The sequence below is a fragment of the Paenibacillus sp. FSL K6-1122 genome, from assembly GCF_037977015.1.
Taxonomy (GTDB): domain Bacteria; phylum Bacillota; class Bacilli; order Paenibacillales; family Paenibacillaceae; genus Paenibacillus; species Paenibacillus amylolyticus.
In genome coordinates this window covers 5,869,128-5,884,426 of the sequence record NZ_CP150272.1, presented here as the reverse complement: position 1 = coordinate 5,884,426, position 15,299 = coordinate 5,869,128, and the positions used below count along the sequence as shown (strand labels likewise).

The following is a 15,299-nucleotide window of genomic DNA, read 5'->3' as shown; positions in this document are numbered from 1 at the left end:
AGGGGTTTTACACATGAAAAAATGGTCTTTTGCTCTACTTAGTCTTATGTTGATTGCGGTTCTCGCAGCTTGCGGAAACAACAAGGACGCCGATAGCGGCGCAGACAATTCAGCAGGTGCACCACGCACGGTTGAATTGAAAGTTGGAGCTTCACCTACACCACATGCAGAGATTCTGGAAAGCATCAAGCCTGAACTGGAAGCACAAGGTATTCGTCTGCAAGTCGTTACATTCAACGACTATGTACAACCCAATCAGCAGCTTGCTGACAAAAAATTGGATGCAAACTTCTTCCAACACCAACCTTATCTGGATACAGAGAATAAAGAACGTGGATTCAACCTCGTTTCTGTAACACCTGTTCATGTTGAACCTTTTGGTGGATACTCCAAAAAGATTAAGTCTTTGGATGAGTTGGCAGACGGCGCAAAAGTAGCAATTCCAAATGACCCATCCAATGGTGGACGTGCACTGTTGTTACTTGCGAAGGAAGGCATTATCACGCTGAAAGACAACACAAATATCTCATCTACGATTCAAGACATCACAGCCAATCCGAAGAACCTGGATATCATTGAGCTGGATGCAGCCATGATGCCTCGTCAACTGGATGAAGCGGATCTGGTATTCATCAACGCTAACTATGCGCTCGAAGCGAACCTGAATCCGGCGAATGATGCTTTGCTGATCGAAGATCTGCAAGGTAACCCATACGCGAACATCCTCGTTTCCCGTGAGGACAACAAGGATGCAGATGCAATCCAAAAACTGGCTGCTGCTTTGCACTCCGAAGAAGTGAAAACATTCATCAAAGAACGTTATAAAGGTGCAGTTGAACCTGCAACTGAATAATTCACGATATGTATGATATGATGTGAAGCTATTAAGAATAAGCCGTATATCTCTTCTGAAGAGATATACGGCTTATTTTATGTTTCCTAATCTGTGCTGACGTGGCGATCAACATAAGTCAGAGTTTTTCCGGTTTATCCGCGTTGGATGGACGCCCAGATTGGCGGTAGTAGGATAATTCATTCTGATCAGCATACTGCTGCTCATCTGCTTCTTGCAGGTACGTTCTCTCGGAGGGAGAGAGTGTTTCTTCTTCTCCGTGTGAGCTTTTGATCTTGTATCTGATCCAACCGATTAACCCAAGGACGACAACGAGGATCAAAGCCCATCCTTTTTTGAGCAAAAGAAGAGCACTGAATTTCTGGGAAGCTGTGTACCCGATCCCGCCCATCAGAAGACTGTTGAGCCCTATGGTGGATGTTTTGTCAGTCGAAGCATTGTACTCCTCATAGGTGTATCCTGCATTGATGCTAAGCTTATGAATTACGGTTTCCTCGAATGCCTGGCGGCTCTGTTGAAAGTTGGCCGTATCTGTAACCAGAATGGCTGTGATGTACCCTTCGCGTGTCAGGAGTTTTACATTGTAATTCACCATGGTTTGCTGGACAGCATTCTTGAAACCAAGGGAGTAAACCAACTGATGTTTGGTACTGTCATATGCCGGTTCGATTTCCCACCCCGTTATGTACGTTCTATATTCAGGATCAAGCTCTCTGTTTTCTTCTTCTGTGCCTCGGATATAACTGCTTAACAGTTCTTCAGCACTCAAATTTTGATCGTCATCATGAATATGACCTGTCTTCACGTACTCGAACACAACATACCACGAGCCGAATTCGCTATTGCTGGTTAGGCTTCCGATTTCATTCCCGTTAGGCTTCCCATCACTGTTAAGTATCGAGCGTTGGGTATTGGGCTTATCCAGATAGGAATGGCTTTCAGGGACTTCCAGGGTGGCCTTACCGTCCAGAGAGACAGATGCTGGTCCAGTAATCCAATCGTACTCATCAGGTGCTGGCTCATTCTCACTTGCCGCTGATACCTGTAAGGCACTAGAGATTGTGAATAAACTCAACATTAAAAGTGTAAGAAATGCTATCCATCTTTTGTTCTTCATATTCATGTAGAGGTCCTTTCGGGTTATATCCTCGACAGTACCATAGGTGTTTGTTTTCAATCAAGATATATTTGGAATTAAAGGTGGATAATCCCTTGTGGATAAGCGAGTTGTAGCAGGACGATAAATCTTTTATACTGGATAGTGACTGCTCTTTGAAGAGGGGGATGAACGTGAAGGGAAAGATTGCCCTCATAACGGGAAGTGCCAAAGGTCTTGGTAAAATGACGGCCCTCAGTCTGGCAGATCAAGGGTGTCATATTGCCCTCAACTATGTACACAGCAGAACAGAAGCTGAGGCTTTAAAGGCTCAGATTATAGCCAAGGGTGTGCGGTGCATTGCCATTCAGGCTGATATATCCAAGGTGGAAGATATCTCTTCATTGGTTGAGCATGTGGAAGGCAACCTGGGCAGCATTGATATTTTGGTGAATAACGCGGGTCCATTTGTCCGTGAACGACGATTATTTGCGGATTATTCTGAAGCTGAGGTCCAGATGCTTGTGCAGGGAAATCTGTTGGGACCGATGTTACTGGATCAGCGTGTATTGCCAGAGATGAGACGCAAGCAATGGGGACGCATTATCCATTTTGGCTTCAGTCATGCTGGAGAAGCGAGATCTTGGCCTCATCGTGCAGTATATGCTGCTGCCAAGGTAGGTCTGGTTTCGTTCACAAAGACACTTGCTGTGGAGGAAGCTCCTTATGGCATTACGGTTAACATGGTATGTCCAGGGGATATTCGTGGTGCTAACAAAGAGAAAACGATTGATGAGATGGCAGGCATAACGGACGAGGAAACGCCAAGAGGGCGCCCAGGCAGCGGTGAAGATATTGCGCGAGTGATCACTTATCTGTGCCTTGATCATTCCGATTTTATAACAGGCAACATTATGGATGTATCTGGAGGACTTGATCCGATTCGTCCGACCATACAGCGCGAGGATACTTAAAAGGTGAATTGAAGGGTTGTACGTGGAAACGGGTCAAGCTGACTGTGAACATGGACTCTCTGCATATGCACAAAAAAAAGAGCCCTCCGCTTCATGCGAAGCGAAAGGCTCTTGAGGTTTATTTCGTGAAGGATTGATTAGAATACTTGTACGACTTCTTGTACACCCTCAACTTCTTCGAGAAGGGCACGTTCAATCCCGGCTTTTAAGGTAATGGTGGAGCTTGGGCAACTGCCGCAGGCACCGACCAGTTTCAGCTTAATAATGCCGTCTTCCACGTCGACCAGTTCCACGTCACCGCCATCGCGTTGCAGAAACGGACGAAGTTTGTCAAGCACATCAATTACTTCATCATACATGGTGCTTTGTGCGTTTTCGCTCATTTTTTTCAACTCCTTTCCCCTATATTATATTACAAATGGCCACAAATTAAAATGGTCAAACAAAGCAGGTGAACCTATATGAGACCGATTATTGAATTTTGTGCCAATAATATGCATTTTGGCACAGATGAAGTCATGGATCAACTGGAAGAAAATCCAGACTATGACGTGATTGAATACGGCTGCCTCACCAACTGCGGCCAATGTTCTATGACTCCTTTTGCACTGGTGAATGGTGAAGTTGTCATCACGGACAAAGTGGAAGATCTATATAACGCCATTCTGGCCAAAATTGCCGAAGCCGATGTCTGGGACGAGCTCGATCTCGACTAACCGAGATGGCGCTTGGACATCCAGAGCACACCACTTTTCAAAATACGAGGTACACGTCCCATCATGGACGTTTTGCCCATCAGCCCAAACCCAGATTTCTTGCCGAGTGCACCCAGTGTGCCACGAAGCTTGAGTGGATGTGGATTGGGCTTTTCGCCTTTCCAGAGGGCATGCTGAATATGGGCGATCTGCTCACCCTGTACTTCCGCAGCTTGACCACTAGGTGCATAAGGTACACTGGCACAGTCACCAACGACATACACATCGGTATATTCCGGGATTTGGTAGTATTCATTCAAGACGACACGTCCTTGAGGGTCTTTGGTTACGTCCAGATCCTGTACCACTTTTACGGGCTGAATGCCTGCAGTCCATACGACAGCATCTGTTAGAATCTGTTCATCCCGGTTATAGATGGCATTAGGTTCAACACGTGAAATGGCGATATGCCCGCGTGTCTCTACCTGATGTTCGTTGAACCATTCATGCACATACACGGATAGACGTTGCGGGAAAGCAGATAATACACGTTCACCACGATCCAAAATGCTGATGTTCAGATCCGGTCTGCTCTCACGAAGTTCGGCTGCGATCTCGACACCACTTAATCCGCCACCTACGATATGCACATTGCCATAGGCTTTGACTTCATTGAGGCGCAGGTAGGTCTCGCGTGTTTTGCTAAAGCTCTGAATGGTACAGCTGTAGTCTTCGGCGCCTGGCGTGTTGTGGAAACGGTCTGTACAACCAAGTCCAATGACAAGTTTGTCGTACACGAGCGGGTCTTGGCCTTCAAATTCAATCTGACGCTGTTCCAGGTCAATCGAAGTAACTTCTCCATAACGGTAAGTGACTTTATCGCTCACTGGAAATTGGATACGCAGGTCATAATCAGATACGGTTCCTGCTGCGAGTGCGTAATATTCTGTCTTTAATCCCTGAAAGGGGCTGCGGTCCACCAAAATAATTTGTGTATCGGATGGAATTTTACCCTCCAGAAGTTCCTTGATGATGGTGAGGCCGCCATAACCGCCTCCAAGAATGACGAAATTTTTCATGACTCGGCTTCCTTTCTGCATCAGTCCCACTGAAATGGGGCTGTAAACTGTGGAGCAGCTATGCAATAACATAGCTGCTCCTTTTGTTATGATTTGAATAATTGAAAAGTAGATATTGAAAATTGAAGATATTAATCAGCAGTTTGCACCACTCGAATTCAAACGTCTCCCTATAATGAAAGCTGCGTTCTGGAGTGGTGCTGGTGCAATATTGGTTGTGAATGGAGTTATATCCTATTCGTACACTTGAATTTCATTGTAGAACGTATCACGTTCTACCGGAATACGTCCTGCACCTTTAATGAGCCATATGAGCTCTTTACGTGTAAGGCCTTCAGGTGTGAGTGCACCTGCCGCATGACTAATCCGTTCGCGAACGATTGTGCCGTGTGCATCCGAAGCACCAAATCCAAGAGCAACTTGAGCCAGCTGTGGACCGATGTTAATGAAGTATGCTTTGATATGATCGATGTTATCCAGCATCAGACGGCTGATCGCAATTGTTTTGAGATCCTCATAAGCCGAGTTACGACGCATAATGCTCGCGTTTTTACTTTTTGGCTGCATGGAAAGCGGGATAAAGACCATGAATCCGTTGGTCTCGTCTTGCAATTCACGGATCTGCACCATATGGTTGACGCGGTCCTCATAGGATTCAATTGATCCATACAGCATCGTTGTATGGGTACGCATGCCCAGGTTATGAGCAGTACGGTGCACCTCAAGATAACGATCCACGTTCGCTTTGTCTACACGCATTTTTTTGCGATATTCATCCGACAGAATCTCAGCGCCGCCACCAGTCAATGTTTTCAAACCTGCTTTTTGCAGCTCTTGCAGAACTTCCTTGATACTGAGTCCGCTAATCCGGGTGAAGAAATCAATCTCGGCTGCCGTGTAGGCTTTCAGCGTAACATCCGGATATTTCTCGTTTAAAGCACGCAGGGAATCGACATAATATTGAAAAGGAACATGGTTGTTATGTCCGCCTACGATATGGAACTCACGTACGCCTGGATGAATATGCTGTTCCACATAATCGATCATTTCCTGACCGGATAATGTATAGGAGCCTTCTTCACCCTGGTCTTTACGGAAATTACAAAAAGCGCAGTGGGCTTCGCATACGTTCGTAAAATAAAGACTCATGTTTTCGATGAAATATACTTTCTTACCATTTTTCCGCAAGTTGGCCTCATTGGCCAGCTGGCCCAAAGTTAGCAGATCATCTGTTTCATACAGATATACGCCGTCTTCTACGTTCAGCCTTACGCCGTTCTGCACTTTCTCAACGATTTCAGCCATTCTTTTGTCTGTGAACGGTGTTACCAATGTAGACATACTGTTTCCTCCTGTTCTTAACCGGATTTGAGTTGTGTGTAGGATCTGTATACAGAACTACATAGCAAAGATGCGGTCAACTGCCGCCTTCTTATATGGACTAACTCTTATTTACCCGGTGCAGCGTGTGCTGCGTACGTAAAGCTAATTTTTTCATTAAAGTGAGTCTTTTGACTCTATATGCATTGGGGACTGCGGACAGTCTCGAAATGTGAAAAAAATTACAACTCTATATATGATCGTCACCTGAATAAGTCATGGCAAAATATCGACATTTCAGTGCGACCACCTATTCATTATAAACCTCGTGTCGCGGGGGTTCAATACACTGGGAAGAAAAAGGAGTTCAGGGGGAACGCGGAAAGAGGCAAACATGACTTGAGACCCTTGACGGGGTGGAGTATAATTTAAAGAAGAGTTAATGAAAGGTAGTTCAAAAAGTCCGCTTTTGATTACGAAGGATGCCTAGCGGCATCTCAGCGTCGAATATGGGATTCAGCCGAAATGTCCGTTGCTCACGTAGTTTTGCCTACGCTCCGCTACTCCATTTCTATCTTCATCCCATCTTCTTGGTACTGAAAAGCGCCCTTTTTGAACATGATCTTATATGAAAAAGGAGAGTGACCTGGCATGATTAACATCAGCGAAACGGCTGCTGACAGATTGAAAGAGATGCTTGCACAGCAAGAGACACCTGGTATGTTCCTGCGTCTTGGCGTAGCACCGGGCGGTTGCACCGGATTTTCGTACGCCATGGGCTTTGACGATAAAGAGTCCGATGAGGACCTGTATATGGATATTCAGAGTATGAAGGTTGTAGTCGAGAAGGAAAACCTGAAGTATCTGGATGGTCTCGAAATTGATTTTGAAGAGTCCGGTATGACGGGTGGGTTCACCATCCATAATCCGAACGCAGTAGCCACTTGTGGCTGTGGATCTTCTTTCCGTACGAAGGAAGATGCGGGTGTGCCTGATAAGGATTGTTAGTCTGACGCGGGTTTGAGCGCATTCGGTAACGGATGACGGACGCAAGCCTGTAACGGTAGCCTTAACGATGCAGATTGTGAATTGCGCAAGTATTTCGGTAGGTTAACAACCCCGGACGATGAACGTTATCAATCCTTGAAATGGCATTTCAGGGTTGTGAATCACGACCTCTATGGCGTATTAGTCTCGTACTAATTACGTTATGGAGGTCTTTTTGTTATGGCATTAAAGAAACGAGAACGACGTGCTCCGGTCGGCGCGCGTGATGTAAAGTTGTTCCCGGAGCTTACATTTGAACAGGCGCTTGATTTTGTATTCAGCGCGAAGAAGGTGGAGGGGGTATGCGAAAGGAGCCTTAAGGCTTACACGAAACATTACGGATACTTCGTGAAATGGCTTAATGAGTTTCATCCGGATATCACGTTGATTGAGCATATCGACGTCAGTACTATTCGCGACCACATTTCGTATATGAAATACGATCGGATCCGATACGGCTTTTCTTCTGATGGGTGGCCGAGTTTATGATTCCGTTCTTGCGATAGATTTATTTCAGGAATTTGATATTACATGAAGCTATATTCTTAAAGACACAGCTTGTAGCTCAGAAGCTATTCGGAATTAGATTAAGGCCAAACAGGCATCCTATGTTATTCCACTTAAAGCTAACAGTCTAAATCCATGGAAAGTCAATTAGTTTTTGTACAAAGAATGCCACTTAGAATCAAACACTTTCGCCGCGTAGCTACTCGTCCGGCAAGCTATCCAAACCATTCTTGTCATTTGTATACGTGGCTGCCATTTTTAAATCGAATCACTAATTAGTTTTCAGAGACGTCCTAGTGAGACTATGGTTAAATCGTTTTACTATCTCTTTTTTCCAATATATGATAAGATTTTCGTTAAATATCTGTGGAAGTTGAAAGGGGTATTAGGAGAGTGTCCGAGGACTTAGAAACAATTACAGAAAGTGGAGATATCATTTCATCTGTAGAAGGTTATGAGAAGAAAGTAACTACTAGAGATGGTATTGAGTTTACAGTGTCGACTGACGATGTCATTGAATTAACTGAAGAGCAATTTAATGCACTTGCGCTAAATGTACTAAGAAAAAAAGCAGAATACATAAGAAAAGATGGAGTTGATATTGCTTCTTTAAATCAAGACCAGATCAGTAATGTGTTATCAGAAATAAAAGGAAGGTTAGATCAATCTGATGATCCATTGGGTGAAAACCTAATACGGCTGTCTGAACACATAACAGATGACCATGCTCTTAATCCTGATCTGTTGCAAAAGAGAGGCTGGTATAGAGACAGTGTACAAGAGCTTTACGATGATATTATAAACGTCATTAAACAAGCTGATGATGTGCGTAAAGCAAAATTGAAATTCCATAAAATAAAGGAACAATCGATGCCTACATTTACATTCACTGTCATAGGTATTAAAGTAGATGGTTCTCAAGGTGAAGTCTCAATTGCTTTCATAAAAGACGACAGTGGTCTCATACTTGCTGTAACTATTATATAATGTTATGATAAACAGGTATAAACTTTTATTCTGCGCATATACTAAATAAGGAGGGAATCATTATGAGTGCAACTTTATCAACTATCATGCCGGGGGTACCGATGCAAACATCAAACATAAAATGCATATGTGGAGAGCATCCAATCCTTACTCATAAGGCGAAATTAGGCAGATTGGGCGATAAATTAGTTACAGTCTTTAATGTTCCTGTATATGTATGTGAAGGATGCGAAGAATCCTTTATGAATGGTGCTGATAGTAAGATCTTCGCAACTCGCGTAAAGACTGCAGTTGAATTAAATTTAGATTCTGTAACTTTTTAATTAAATGATGTAAACATATAAATATAGCACATCTCTCAAGTAATATTTTGACGATGTGCTTTTTTCATACTTGTTTTTAGACACTGTATGAGGGTTGAACCTGGTTAACGAGCTTTTGCGCATTAACAATCCCGCTCACTTGCGAAAAAGCGCGTATGTAGATTGACTATTCATAACCCGAATGCAGTGGCCACATGAGGCTGTGGATCATCCTTCCATACGAAGGATGATGCGGGGTTACCGGATAAGGATTGTTGATATGTTCCAGATGACGACCTCTGCGGCGTATCAGCCTTGTTCTAATTATGTTTTTTGATTTTATGGTATTTTTTCTAGTGTTTACAACGAACTAGTTAGAAATAATCTCTTGTTCTGCTGAACTAAGCGGAATTAAAACGTTTACTACAAAAAAACACCCCAGAGCGATATTTAATTCATTTGGTTCATGAATTTCAAAGGCAAACCCCGGCTTTTCTCTTCGGAGGTGGGCTTTTTCTGCGTTCACAGACGGAGTTTGGTCGATAAATGAATAATTTTACCGCGCGATTTTATAAGAAGTGCTCCTAGTTTTATAACTTTTTTCGTAGATCAACGTAGATAATAACCGGAGTTTTACGCTTTATATCAGTGACGTATGTCCCCCGGATACATATTCTAAAGGTAAACACACGCAAAAAAAATCGTATTGTTAACCACTTTCTTCGTTGTCTTGCGGTATATATTCTATTAGTGCCTCAATACCGAACTGACGCGTGCTTCCGTTTTCCTTTGCAATACGATTGATCGCGTTCAATATTTCTACCATTGTTTCGAGCTTAATGGTTCGTGTATCTCCACTCGCGAGATCCAAGATCGTAGCAGGACGGGTCTTAGACTCGACAGCTACTTTATTTCGCGTTGTGCTGATCTCAGCAAGGACTTCATTTAAGTTAAATTTGATTTGATTAGTTGACACTTGATACGCCCCCTCGGAGTAGTCACAACACAATTATAAAGGATCACACGCGGCGAGTAAAACTTTTCAGTAAATACTATTTACGTACTACTTCCAGAGTAGTATTATTCATTTAAAAGTTTTACTTTCTGAGTACTACTTAGAAGGTAAAACTGTTAAAAATTGCAACGTTTTACTCGAACGAATCATCTCTCACAAAATCACTCGTAAAGGAAGGAATAAGGCGGGAAGTTGCTGGGCCCGAAATAGTATATCCAGAATGGAAGGGAGAACAAATCATGATTGTGATCATCAGTATATTAACTTCGCATAACAAGGGAATAATGAAGTTTTCATGTTGCTTCGAATGGTTAGAAATGAGCCAATTCATCTATGCTTTTATCATCATTACGAAAGCATTTGAATTATGAACAGCCATGACCTCCTCGAACATGCTTCAGTTGCTATCGCACCATTTGATGATGATGAGTACTACCATTACGATGGATGTGTACTAAACAAACGCTACATATTTTTCATCGACGAGAATGTATTATGGCTTCGTGAAGTTCAGCAGGACCCGAATGATCCCAATCAGTATATTGACGGAGAGAGTGGAGGGATAGCGATTGGGAATAATGTTAAAGGTAATGTGCATCATATGACGGCCGAGCTTGTTACTCGCTTGCGCTGCATGGACGCGCTGGAATTTCTGACACGAATTTTGTTATGTGTGCCTGAGCGATGTGACTTTAACTTGCAACTGGACCGTCTTCTCTTAGATCAGAACCATCACCCACGTGGACAAACTGTACAGAATGTACTTTTAAAAAAACAAGGTCAAGAGCCCTTTTACTATCACAATAACTCTAACAAAAGAGTTCGCAGCTGAATACGGATTCCTTTTGGAAAGAGAAAAGGTTGACAAACTTAGTTGTAACAACTATAGTTACAATATAAAGTTCAAACATAAACAATATCGATAATTTAAAGGAGAGATCATGATGAACATTGCAATCATTGGTGCAACAGGCAAAGCAGGAAGTGTAATTTTGAAAGAAGCAGCAGACAGAGGGCATAAAGTAACGGCAATCGTTCGTAATGCATCCAAATTGGAAGATAAAAGCCTGAATACGCTGGAGAAAGATGTATTTGATCTTACAGCTGAAGATGTTAAAGCGTTTGATGTGGTTGTAAATGCATTTGGTGCTCCAGCTGGTAAAGAAAACCTGCATGTGGAAGTAGGACAGGCGTTGATCAACATCCTGAAAGATGCACCAAACACTCGTATGATCGTGGTGGGTGGAGCAGGAAGCCTGTTCACAGATGAGTCCAAAACATTGCGTGTCTTTGAATCCCCAGGATTCCCGGATGCTTACAAAGCAACTGCAACGAACCAAGGCCAAAACTTGCAGGATCTGCAAGCATCTTCGGGTATTCAATGGACATTCTTAAGCCCGGCTGGATTCTTTAATCCAGAAGGTGTACGCACCGGCAAATATCAAGCAGGCAACGACGTTATTCTCGTGAATAGCGAAGGCAACAGCTACATCAGCTATGCAGACTATGCGATTGCTTTGGTTGATGAGATAGAGAACCCACAACACAAAAACGAGCGCTTTACCGTTGTTGGCGAAGTGAAGTAACACTTTTAAATGATAATATGGAACATACAAACGGACGCTGATCTCCACAGATCAGTGTCCGTTTTTTATGTTTTCGAAAATCACACAAGTTGTCAGGCACGGATTACTGAATAGAGACCTATTTATAAACTGACATGTAGCTTATCAGCGGTCGTACGTATAACTCGTAAAATCAACAGACGTACTTTGGTGAATGTTACCACTTCATCGGCGATTGGATGAAGTGCTCTATGTTGTCTGTTAAGGACACATTAGCACAATGGGCCTGTGCTACTAAAGGTGCGGCTGTGAGCAAGTACAGGAAATTCATAGTTTTGAACGAACAGGGGTATATAGGTCTACTGGTCTTCTCCGTTTTGAAACACAAAGATTCTTTGTTGTTTGGTTGAAATTACGCAATCATGGTATTATTAAGAAAGTTAATTTCATATTGTTTTTTTTGAAAAAATGTATACATGTGCTACAGATGAGAGGTCGGGAACTAGATATGCTAACAGGAGAAATTCGTAATAAAGTAGATAAAATTTGGTCTGATCTGTGGGCGGGTGGGATATCGAATCCACTGACGGTTATAGAACAATTAACGTACTTAATGTTTATCCGTTCATTAGACGAGAAGGATTTAGTTGCTGAAAGCTTTGAGGCACTTGGTGGCGACAAGCTTCCGAAAATATTCCCTCAGACAGAAGCTGGACAGGCGATGCGTTGGAGTAATTTTAAGAACAAAGATCCACGTATCATATTCGATACGATTAGTAATGAAGTTTTCCCATTTATTAAAGGGATGAGCGAAGACTCAACGACTGCATTCGCACGTTATATGCGGGATGCCATCTTCCTCATGCCTACACCTCAAGTTTTGCAGAAGATGATTACAGGATTAGATGAATTGTATGAGCATGATATTAAAGAATTGGATATGCAGGGTGATCTATACGAGTATATGTTGGGCAAACTTGCTACTGCTGGTCAAAATGGACAATTCCGCACACCGAAGCATATTCGTGACTTAATGGTTCGCTTATTGGCTCCAACGCCAGATGATCGAGTATGTGATCCTGCTTGTGGTACAGCAGGCTTCTTAGTTTCAACGGCTGAATATATTCGTGAGCAATATGAAGCGACGATGACCACGGAGCAATGGGACACGTATGCAGGTGACATCGTATCTGGATTCGATACTGACCGCACGATGCTGCGTCTGTCTGCGATGAACTTAATGCTCCACTCCATTACGAACCCCAATATTGACTATGTAGATAGCGTTTCGAAGCAAAATAGCATTTCTAACGAATATACGATGATTTTAGCTAACCCTCCATTCACAGGAACGGTGGATGCCGATAGTATTAATGATAATTTGAAATCGATTTGTAATACGAAGAAAACTGAGTTGCTGTTCGTAGCTCTATTCTTACGCATGCTTCGCAAAGGTGGACGTTGTGCTGCTATTGTTCCTGACGGCGTATTATTTGGTTCAACGAAAGCTCATAAATCTCTTCGAAAAGAGTTAGTCGAGAATCATAAACTGGAAGCGGTCATCTCGATGCCAAGCGGTGTATTTAAGCCATATGCAGGAGTTAGCACAGCGATCATGATTTTTACGAAAACAGATGCTGGTGGTACGGATAAAGTATGGTTCTATGATATGCAGGCGGATGGATACTCGCTAGATGATAAGCGCGCGGCAATTGAAGCGAATGATATCCCGGATATTATAGCTCGATTCCACAATCTCGAAGCTGAGTTAGACCATGAACCAACGGAACAAAGTTTTATGGTTGATAAAGCCGCGATAGCAGATAAGGATTATGATCTATCTATTAATAGATATAAAGAGATTGTATATGAGAAGGTTGAATATGATGCTCCAGCGGTTATTATGGATCGTCTGGAGAAGCTAGATCAGGAGATTGCCTCTAAGATGCAGGAACTAAGGGGGCTTCTTGGTGAGTGAGACAAAATATTTGAAGTTTAAGTCAGTCTTTAGTTTTATACGTAATGGGGTTAGCATAAAACAAGGTCAAATTGATGGTGGGTATCCGATTACAAGAATAGAGACAATTGCAAATGGAATAGTAGATCGAAATAAAATGGGTTACGCAGGAATTAATGATTTAGAAAAATATAGAGACTACATTCTCCATACAGGCGATATTCTTATGTCACATATTAATAGTGAAAAACACTTAGGAAAAAGTGCTGTCTGTGAATTAGAAGAGAATGAAAAAATAATTCACGGAATGAATTTATTGTGTCTTAGATCAAATAGTAAACTATTAAACTATAAATTTGGTAGGTATTTCTTTTTATCTGATCAATTTAAAATTCAAATTCCTAAGATAATAAAAAAATCTGTTAACCAAGCTAGTTTTAACGTAACTTCACTAAAAGAGCTGGAAATGACACTCCCTCCCCTTGAAGTTCAAAAACGAATCGCCCAAAATCTTGATACCGTTTCTGAACTTCTTGCTTTACGGAAAAAACAATTCGACGAATTAGATGGGCTTATCCAGTCTGTTTTTTATGACATGTTTGGTGATCCTGTTACGAATGACATGGGTTGGGAAATACAGAAATTTGAAAGTATTGGAAAGTTAACTAGCGGAGGCACCCCTTCAAGAAGTCAGGCACAATACTTTACAGGTAATATAAATTGGTTTTCTGCTGGAGAGCTTAATGCTAGATATTTATATGAATCAACTGAAAAAATAACTGGGCAAGCTATTCAAGAAAGTTCTGCGAAGATATTTCCTAAAGGTAGCATGTTGATAGGTATGTATGATACCGCCGCATTTAAATTAGGCATACTTACTCAAGATTCTTCTTCAAATCAAGCGTGTGCCAATTTGATAGTTAATGAAAATAAGATTAACATTAATTGGATGTATGATGTTTGTCAAATAATGAAGAATACCTATTTGTCCAATCGTAGAGGCGTGCGTCAAAAAAATTTGAATTTAGGAATGATTAAGGAATTTACACTACCAGTTCCACCACTATCTCTACAAAACCAATTCGCATCCATCGTAACCAAAATTGAAGAACAAAAATCTCTAGTCAAGCAGTCCATCGAAGAAACCCAAACGCTCTTCGATTCTTTAATGAGCCAATATTTTAATTAGTTTAATATTAATAGAGTAGGTGAATGGCTTGGCATCAGATATTCTGAAAATTTATGAAGAGTACTCTGAGCAAATTTTATTTTGCAAGTATTTTATCGCAGAATATTTAAATCATAATGCAGAAATGGGACGTTGTGGTGAGAATATTTTAATAAAAGAATTGCGAGAAAGATTTGGAATGTTAGAGTTTATTAGTGGATTTATAGTCTGTGATGGAGAGTGAAGCAATCAATGTGATATTTTAGTGTGTAGGAAAAATATGTATAAAAGGTGTTTAGGTGGAGATCTTTATTTAGTAGATCCAGCAGATTGTTTAATGGTAATTGAGGTGAAGGGAAATCTAACTTTACGTGATATTAATGAAACAAGTAGAAAAAATCAATTTTTCACCAGGTTTAGTGAAACTGAACACATCCAACTTGCTTTGTTTGCATATAAAACTCGTGTAGCTAAGAAAACCTTATATTCTGAATTCGGATATAGATATGAGAGAATATCAAAATCATATAGCCAGAATAGAGAGGGGGTTAACATACAAATTGACTTGTTTGTTTGCTTGCATAGAGAAACTTTAAATTCAACAGCTTCTCGCGATAAACAACTACTTTTTATCAAGGATAGGCAAGAAGTCACAAAATTTCATCTATCTAGAGAATTTCCGGTTTTTCGGATTTTTTTAACATATATTTATAGTCTTCAAGAACAATGAGAGT

18 protein-coding genes are annotated in these 15,299 nt (G+C 41.6%); 13 read left to right on the top strand and 5 right to left on the bottom strand.

The annotated features are described in order from the left end of the window. Nucleotides 1-13 precede the first annotated feature (13 nt). Nucleotides 14-853: a MetQ/NlpA family ABC transporter substrate-binding protein gene (locus tag NSQ20_RS26350; protein WP_036673328.1), complete on the top strand. Its 840-nt coding sequence runs from the start codon at nt 14-16 to the stop codon at nt 851-853. Nucleotides 854-971: 118 nt separating this feature from the next. Here the strand turns inward: NSQ20_RS26350 and NSQ20_RS26345 are convergent, their stop codons facing one another. After that, on the bottom strand, nt 972-1,970 hold the full coding sequence (locus NSQ20_RS26345) for a DUF2167 domain-containing protein (protein ID WP_340031208.1): 999 nt from the start codon (nt 1,968-1,970) through the stop codon (nt 972-974). A 173-nt stretch (nt 1,971-2,143) separates the two neighbouring features. Between NSQ20_RS26345 and NSQ20_RS26340 the strand changes: the two genes are divergently transcribed. Continuing rightward, nucleotides 2,144-2,923: an SDR family oxidoreductase gene (locus NSQ20_RS26340; RefSeq protein WP_307416185.1), complete on the top strand. Its 780-nt coding sequence runs from the start codon at nt 2,144-2,146 to the stop codon at nt 2,921-2,923. Between the two features lie 137 nt (nt 2,924-3,060). Here the strand turns inward: NSQ20_RS26340 and NSQ20_RS26335 are convergent, their stop codons facing one another. Beyond that, nucleotides 3,061-3,306, bottom strand: coding sequence for a NifU family protein (locus tag NSQ20_RS26335; protein WP_017692412.1), 246 nt, complete (start codon nt 3,304-3,306; stop codon nt 3,061-3,063). Nucleotides 3,307-3,384: 78 nt separating this feature from the next. On the opposite strand from NSQ20_RS26335, the gene NSQ20_RS26330 reads away from it, so the two are divergent. Then, complete coding sequence (locus NSQ20_RS26330) at nt 3,385-3,639, top strand: YuzB family protein (RefSeq protein WP_036605750.1); 255 nt, start codon at nt 3,385-3,387, stop codon at nt 3,637-3,639. On the opposite strand, the gene NSQ20_RS26325 is transcribed toward NSQ20_RS26330, so the two are convergent. Continuing rightward, a complete protein-coding gene (locus NSQ20_RS26325; RefSeq protein WP_036605751.1) occupies nt 3,636-4,697 on the bottom strand; it encodes an NAD(P)/FAD-dependent oxidoreductase in 1,062 nt (353 codons plus the stop codon). The genes NSQ20_RS26330 and NSQ20_RS26325 overlap by 4 nt on opposite strands. 234 nt (nt 4,698-4,931) lie before the next feature. Beyond that, nucleotides 4,932-6,038, bottom strand: a complete 1,107-nt coding sequence (gene mqnE / locus NSQ20_RS26320) for an aminofutalosine synthase MqnE (RefSeq protein ID WP_047841294.1) — start codon at nt 6,036-6,038, stop codon at nt 4,932-4,934. Between the two features lie 630 nt (nt 6,039-6,668). On the opposite strand from mqnE, the gene NSQ20_RS26315 reads away from it, so the two are divergent. The 4 genes from NSQ20_RS26315 (at nt 6,669) to NSQ20_RS26300 (ending at nt 8,881) form a co-directional block, all read left to right on the top strand. After that, on the top strand, nt 6,669-7,025 hold the full coding sequence (locus tag NSQ20_RS26315) for an iron-sulfur cluster assembly accessory protein (protein WP_036605753.1): 357 nt from the start codon (nt 6,669-6,671) through the stop codon (nt 7,023-7,025). 219 nt (nt 7,026-7,244) lie between these two features. Beyond that, nucleotides 7,245-7,553: a hypothetical protein gene (locus NSQ20_RS26310; protein ID WP_340031207.1), complete on the top strand. Its 309-nt coding sequence runs from the start codon at nt 7,245-7,247 to the stop codon at nt 7,551-7,553. A 411-nt stretch (nt 7,554-7,964) separates the two neighbouring features. Beyond that, the gene (locus tag NSQ20_RS26305; protein ID WP_340031206.1) at nt 7,965-8,558 is read left to right on the top strand and encodes a hypothetical protein; all 594 of its coding nucleotides are present in this window, start codon (nt 7,965-7,967) and stop codon (nt 8,556-8,558) included. Nucleotides 8,559-8,620: 62 nt separating this feature from the next. Further along, nucleotides 8,621-8,881 carry a YgiT-type zinc finger protein gene (locus NSQ20_RS26300; protein WP_315937866.1) on the top strand — a complete coding sequence of 87 codons (261 nt, stop codon included), beginning with the start codon at nt 8,621-8,623 and terminating at the stop codon, nt 8,879-8,881. Between the two features lie 688 nt (nt 8,882-9,569). On the opposite strand, the gene NSQ20_RS26295 is transcribed toward NSQ20_RS26300, so the two are convergent. Next, nucleotides 9,570-9,836, bottom strand: coding sequence for an XRE family transcriptional regulator (locus tag NSQ20_RS26295; RefSeq protein ID WP_340031205.1), 267 nt, complete (start codon nt 9,834-9,836; stop codon nt 9,570-9,572). Nucleotides 9,837-10,242: 406 nt separating this feature from the next. Between NSQ20_RS26295 and NSQ20_RS26290 the strand changes: the two genes are divergently transcribed. From NSQ20_RS26290 to NSQ20_RS26265, 6 genes are all read left to right on the top strand, one after another. Further along, nucleotides 10,243-10,707, top strand: a complete 465-nt coding sequence (locus NSQ20_RS26290) for a hypothetical protein (RefSeq protein WP_340031204.1) — start codon at nt 10,243-10,245, stop codon at nt 10,705-10,707. A gap of 112 nt (nt 10,708-10,819) precedes the next feature. Further along, nucleotides 10,820-11,461: an NAD(P)-dependent oxidoreductase gene (locus NSQ20_RS26285; protein WP_127548304.1), complete on the top strand. Its 642-nt coding sequence runs from the start codon at nt 10,820-10,822 to the stop codon at nt 11,459-11,461. Nucleotides 11,462-11,948: 487 nt separating this feature from the next. Continuing rightward, nucleotides 11,949-13,418: a class I SAM-dependent DNA methyltransferase gene (locus tag NSQ20_RS26280; RefSeq protein WP_340031203.1), complete on the top strand. Its 1,470-nt coding sequence runs from the start codon at nt 11,949-11,951 to the stop codon at nt 13,416-13,418. Then, the gene (locus tag NSQ20_RS26275; protein WP_340031202.1) at nt 13,411-14,586 is read left to right on the top strand and encodes a restriction endonuclease subunit S; all 1,176 of its coding nucleotides are present in this window, start codon (nt 13,411-13,413) and stop codon (nt 14,584-14,586) included. The genes NSQ20_RS26280 and NSQ20_RS26275 overlap by 8 nt, the downstream gene beginning before the upstream one ends. A 28-nt stretch (nt 14,587-14,614) precedes the next feature. Next, nucleotides 14,615-14,809 (top strand): hypothetical protein, encoded by a 195-nt coding sequence (locus NSQ20_RS26270; RefSeq protein ID WP_340031201.1) that lies wholly within the window; start codon nt 14,615-14,617, stop codon nt 14,807-14,809. 93 nt (nt 14,810-14,902) lie between these two features. After that, nucleotides 14,903-15,295, top strand: coding sequence for a hypothetical protein (locus NSQ20_RS26265; RefSeq protein WP_340031200.1), 393 nt, complete (start codon nt 14,903-14,905; stop codon nt 15,293-15,295). The last annotated feature ends 4 nt before the right edge of the window (nt 15,296-15,299 follow it).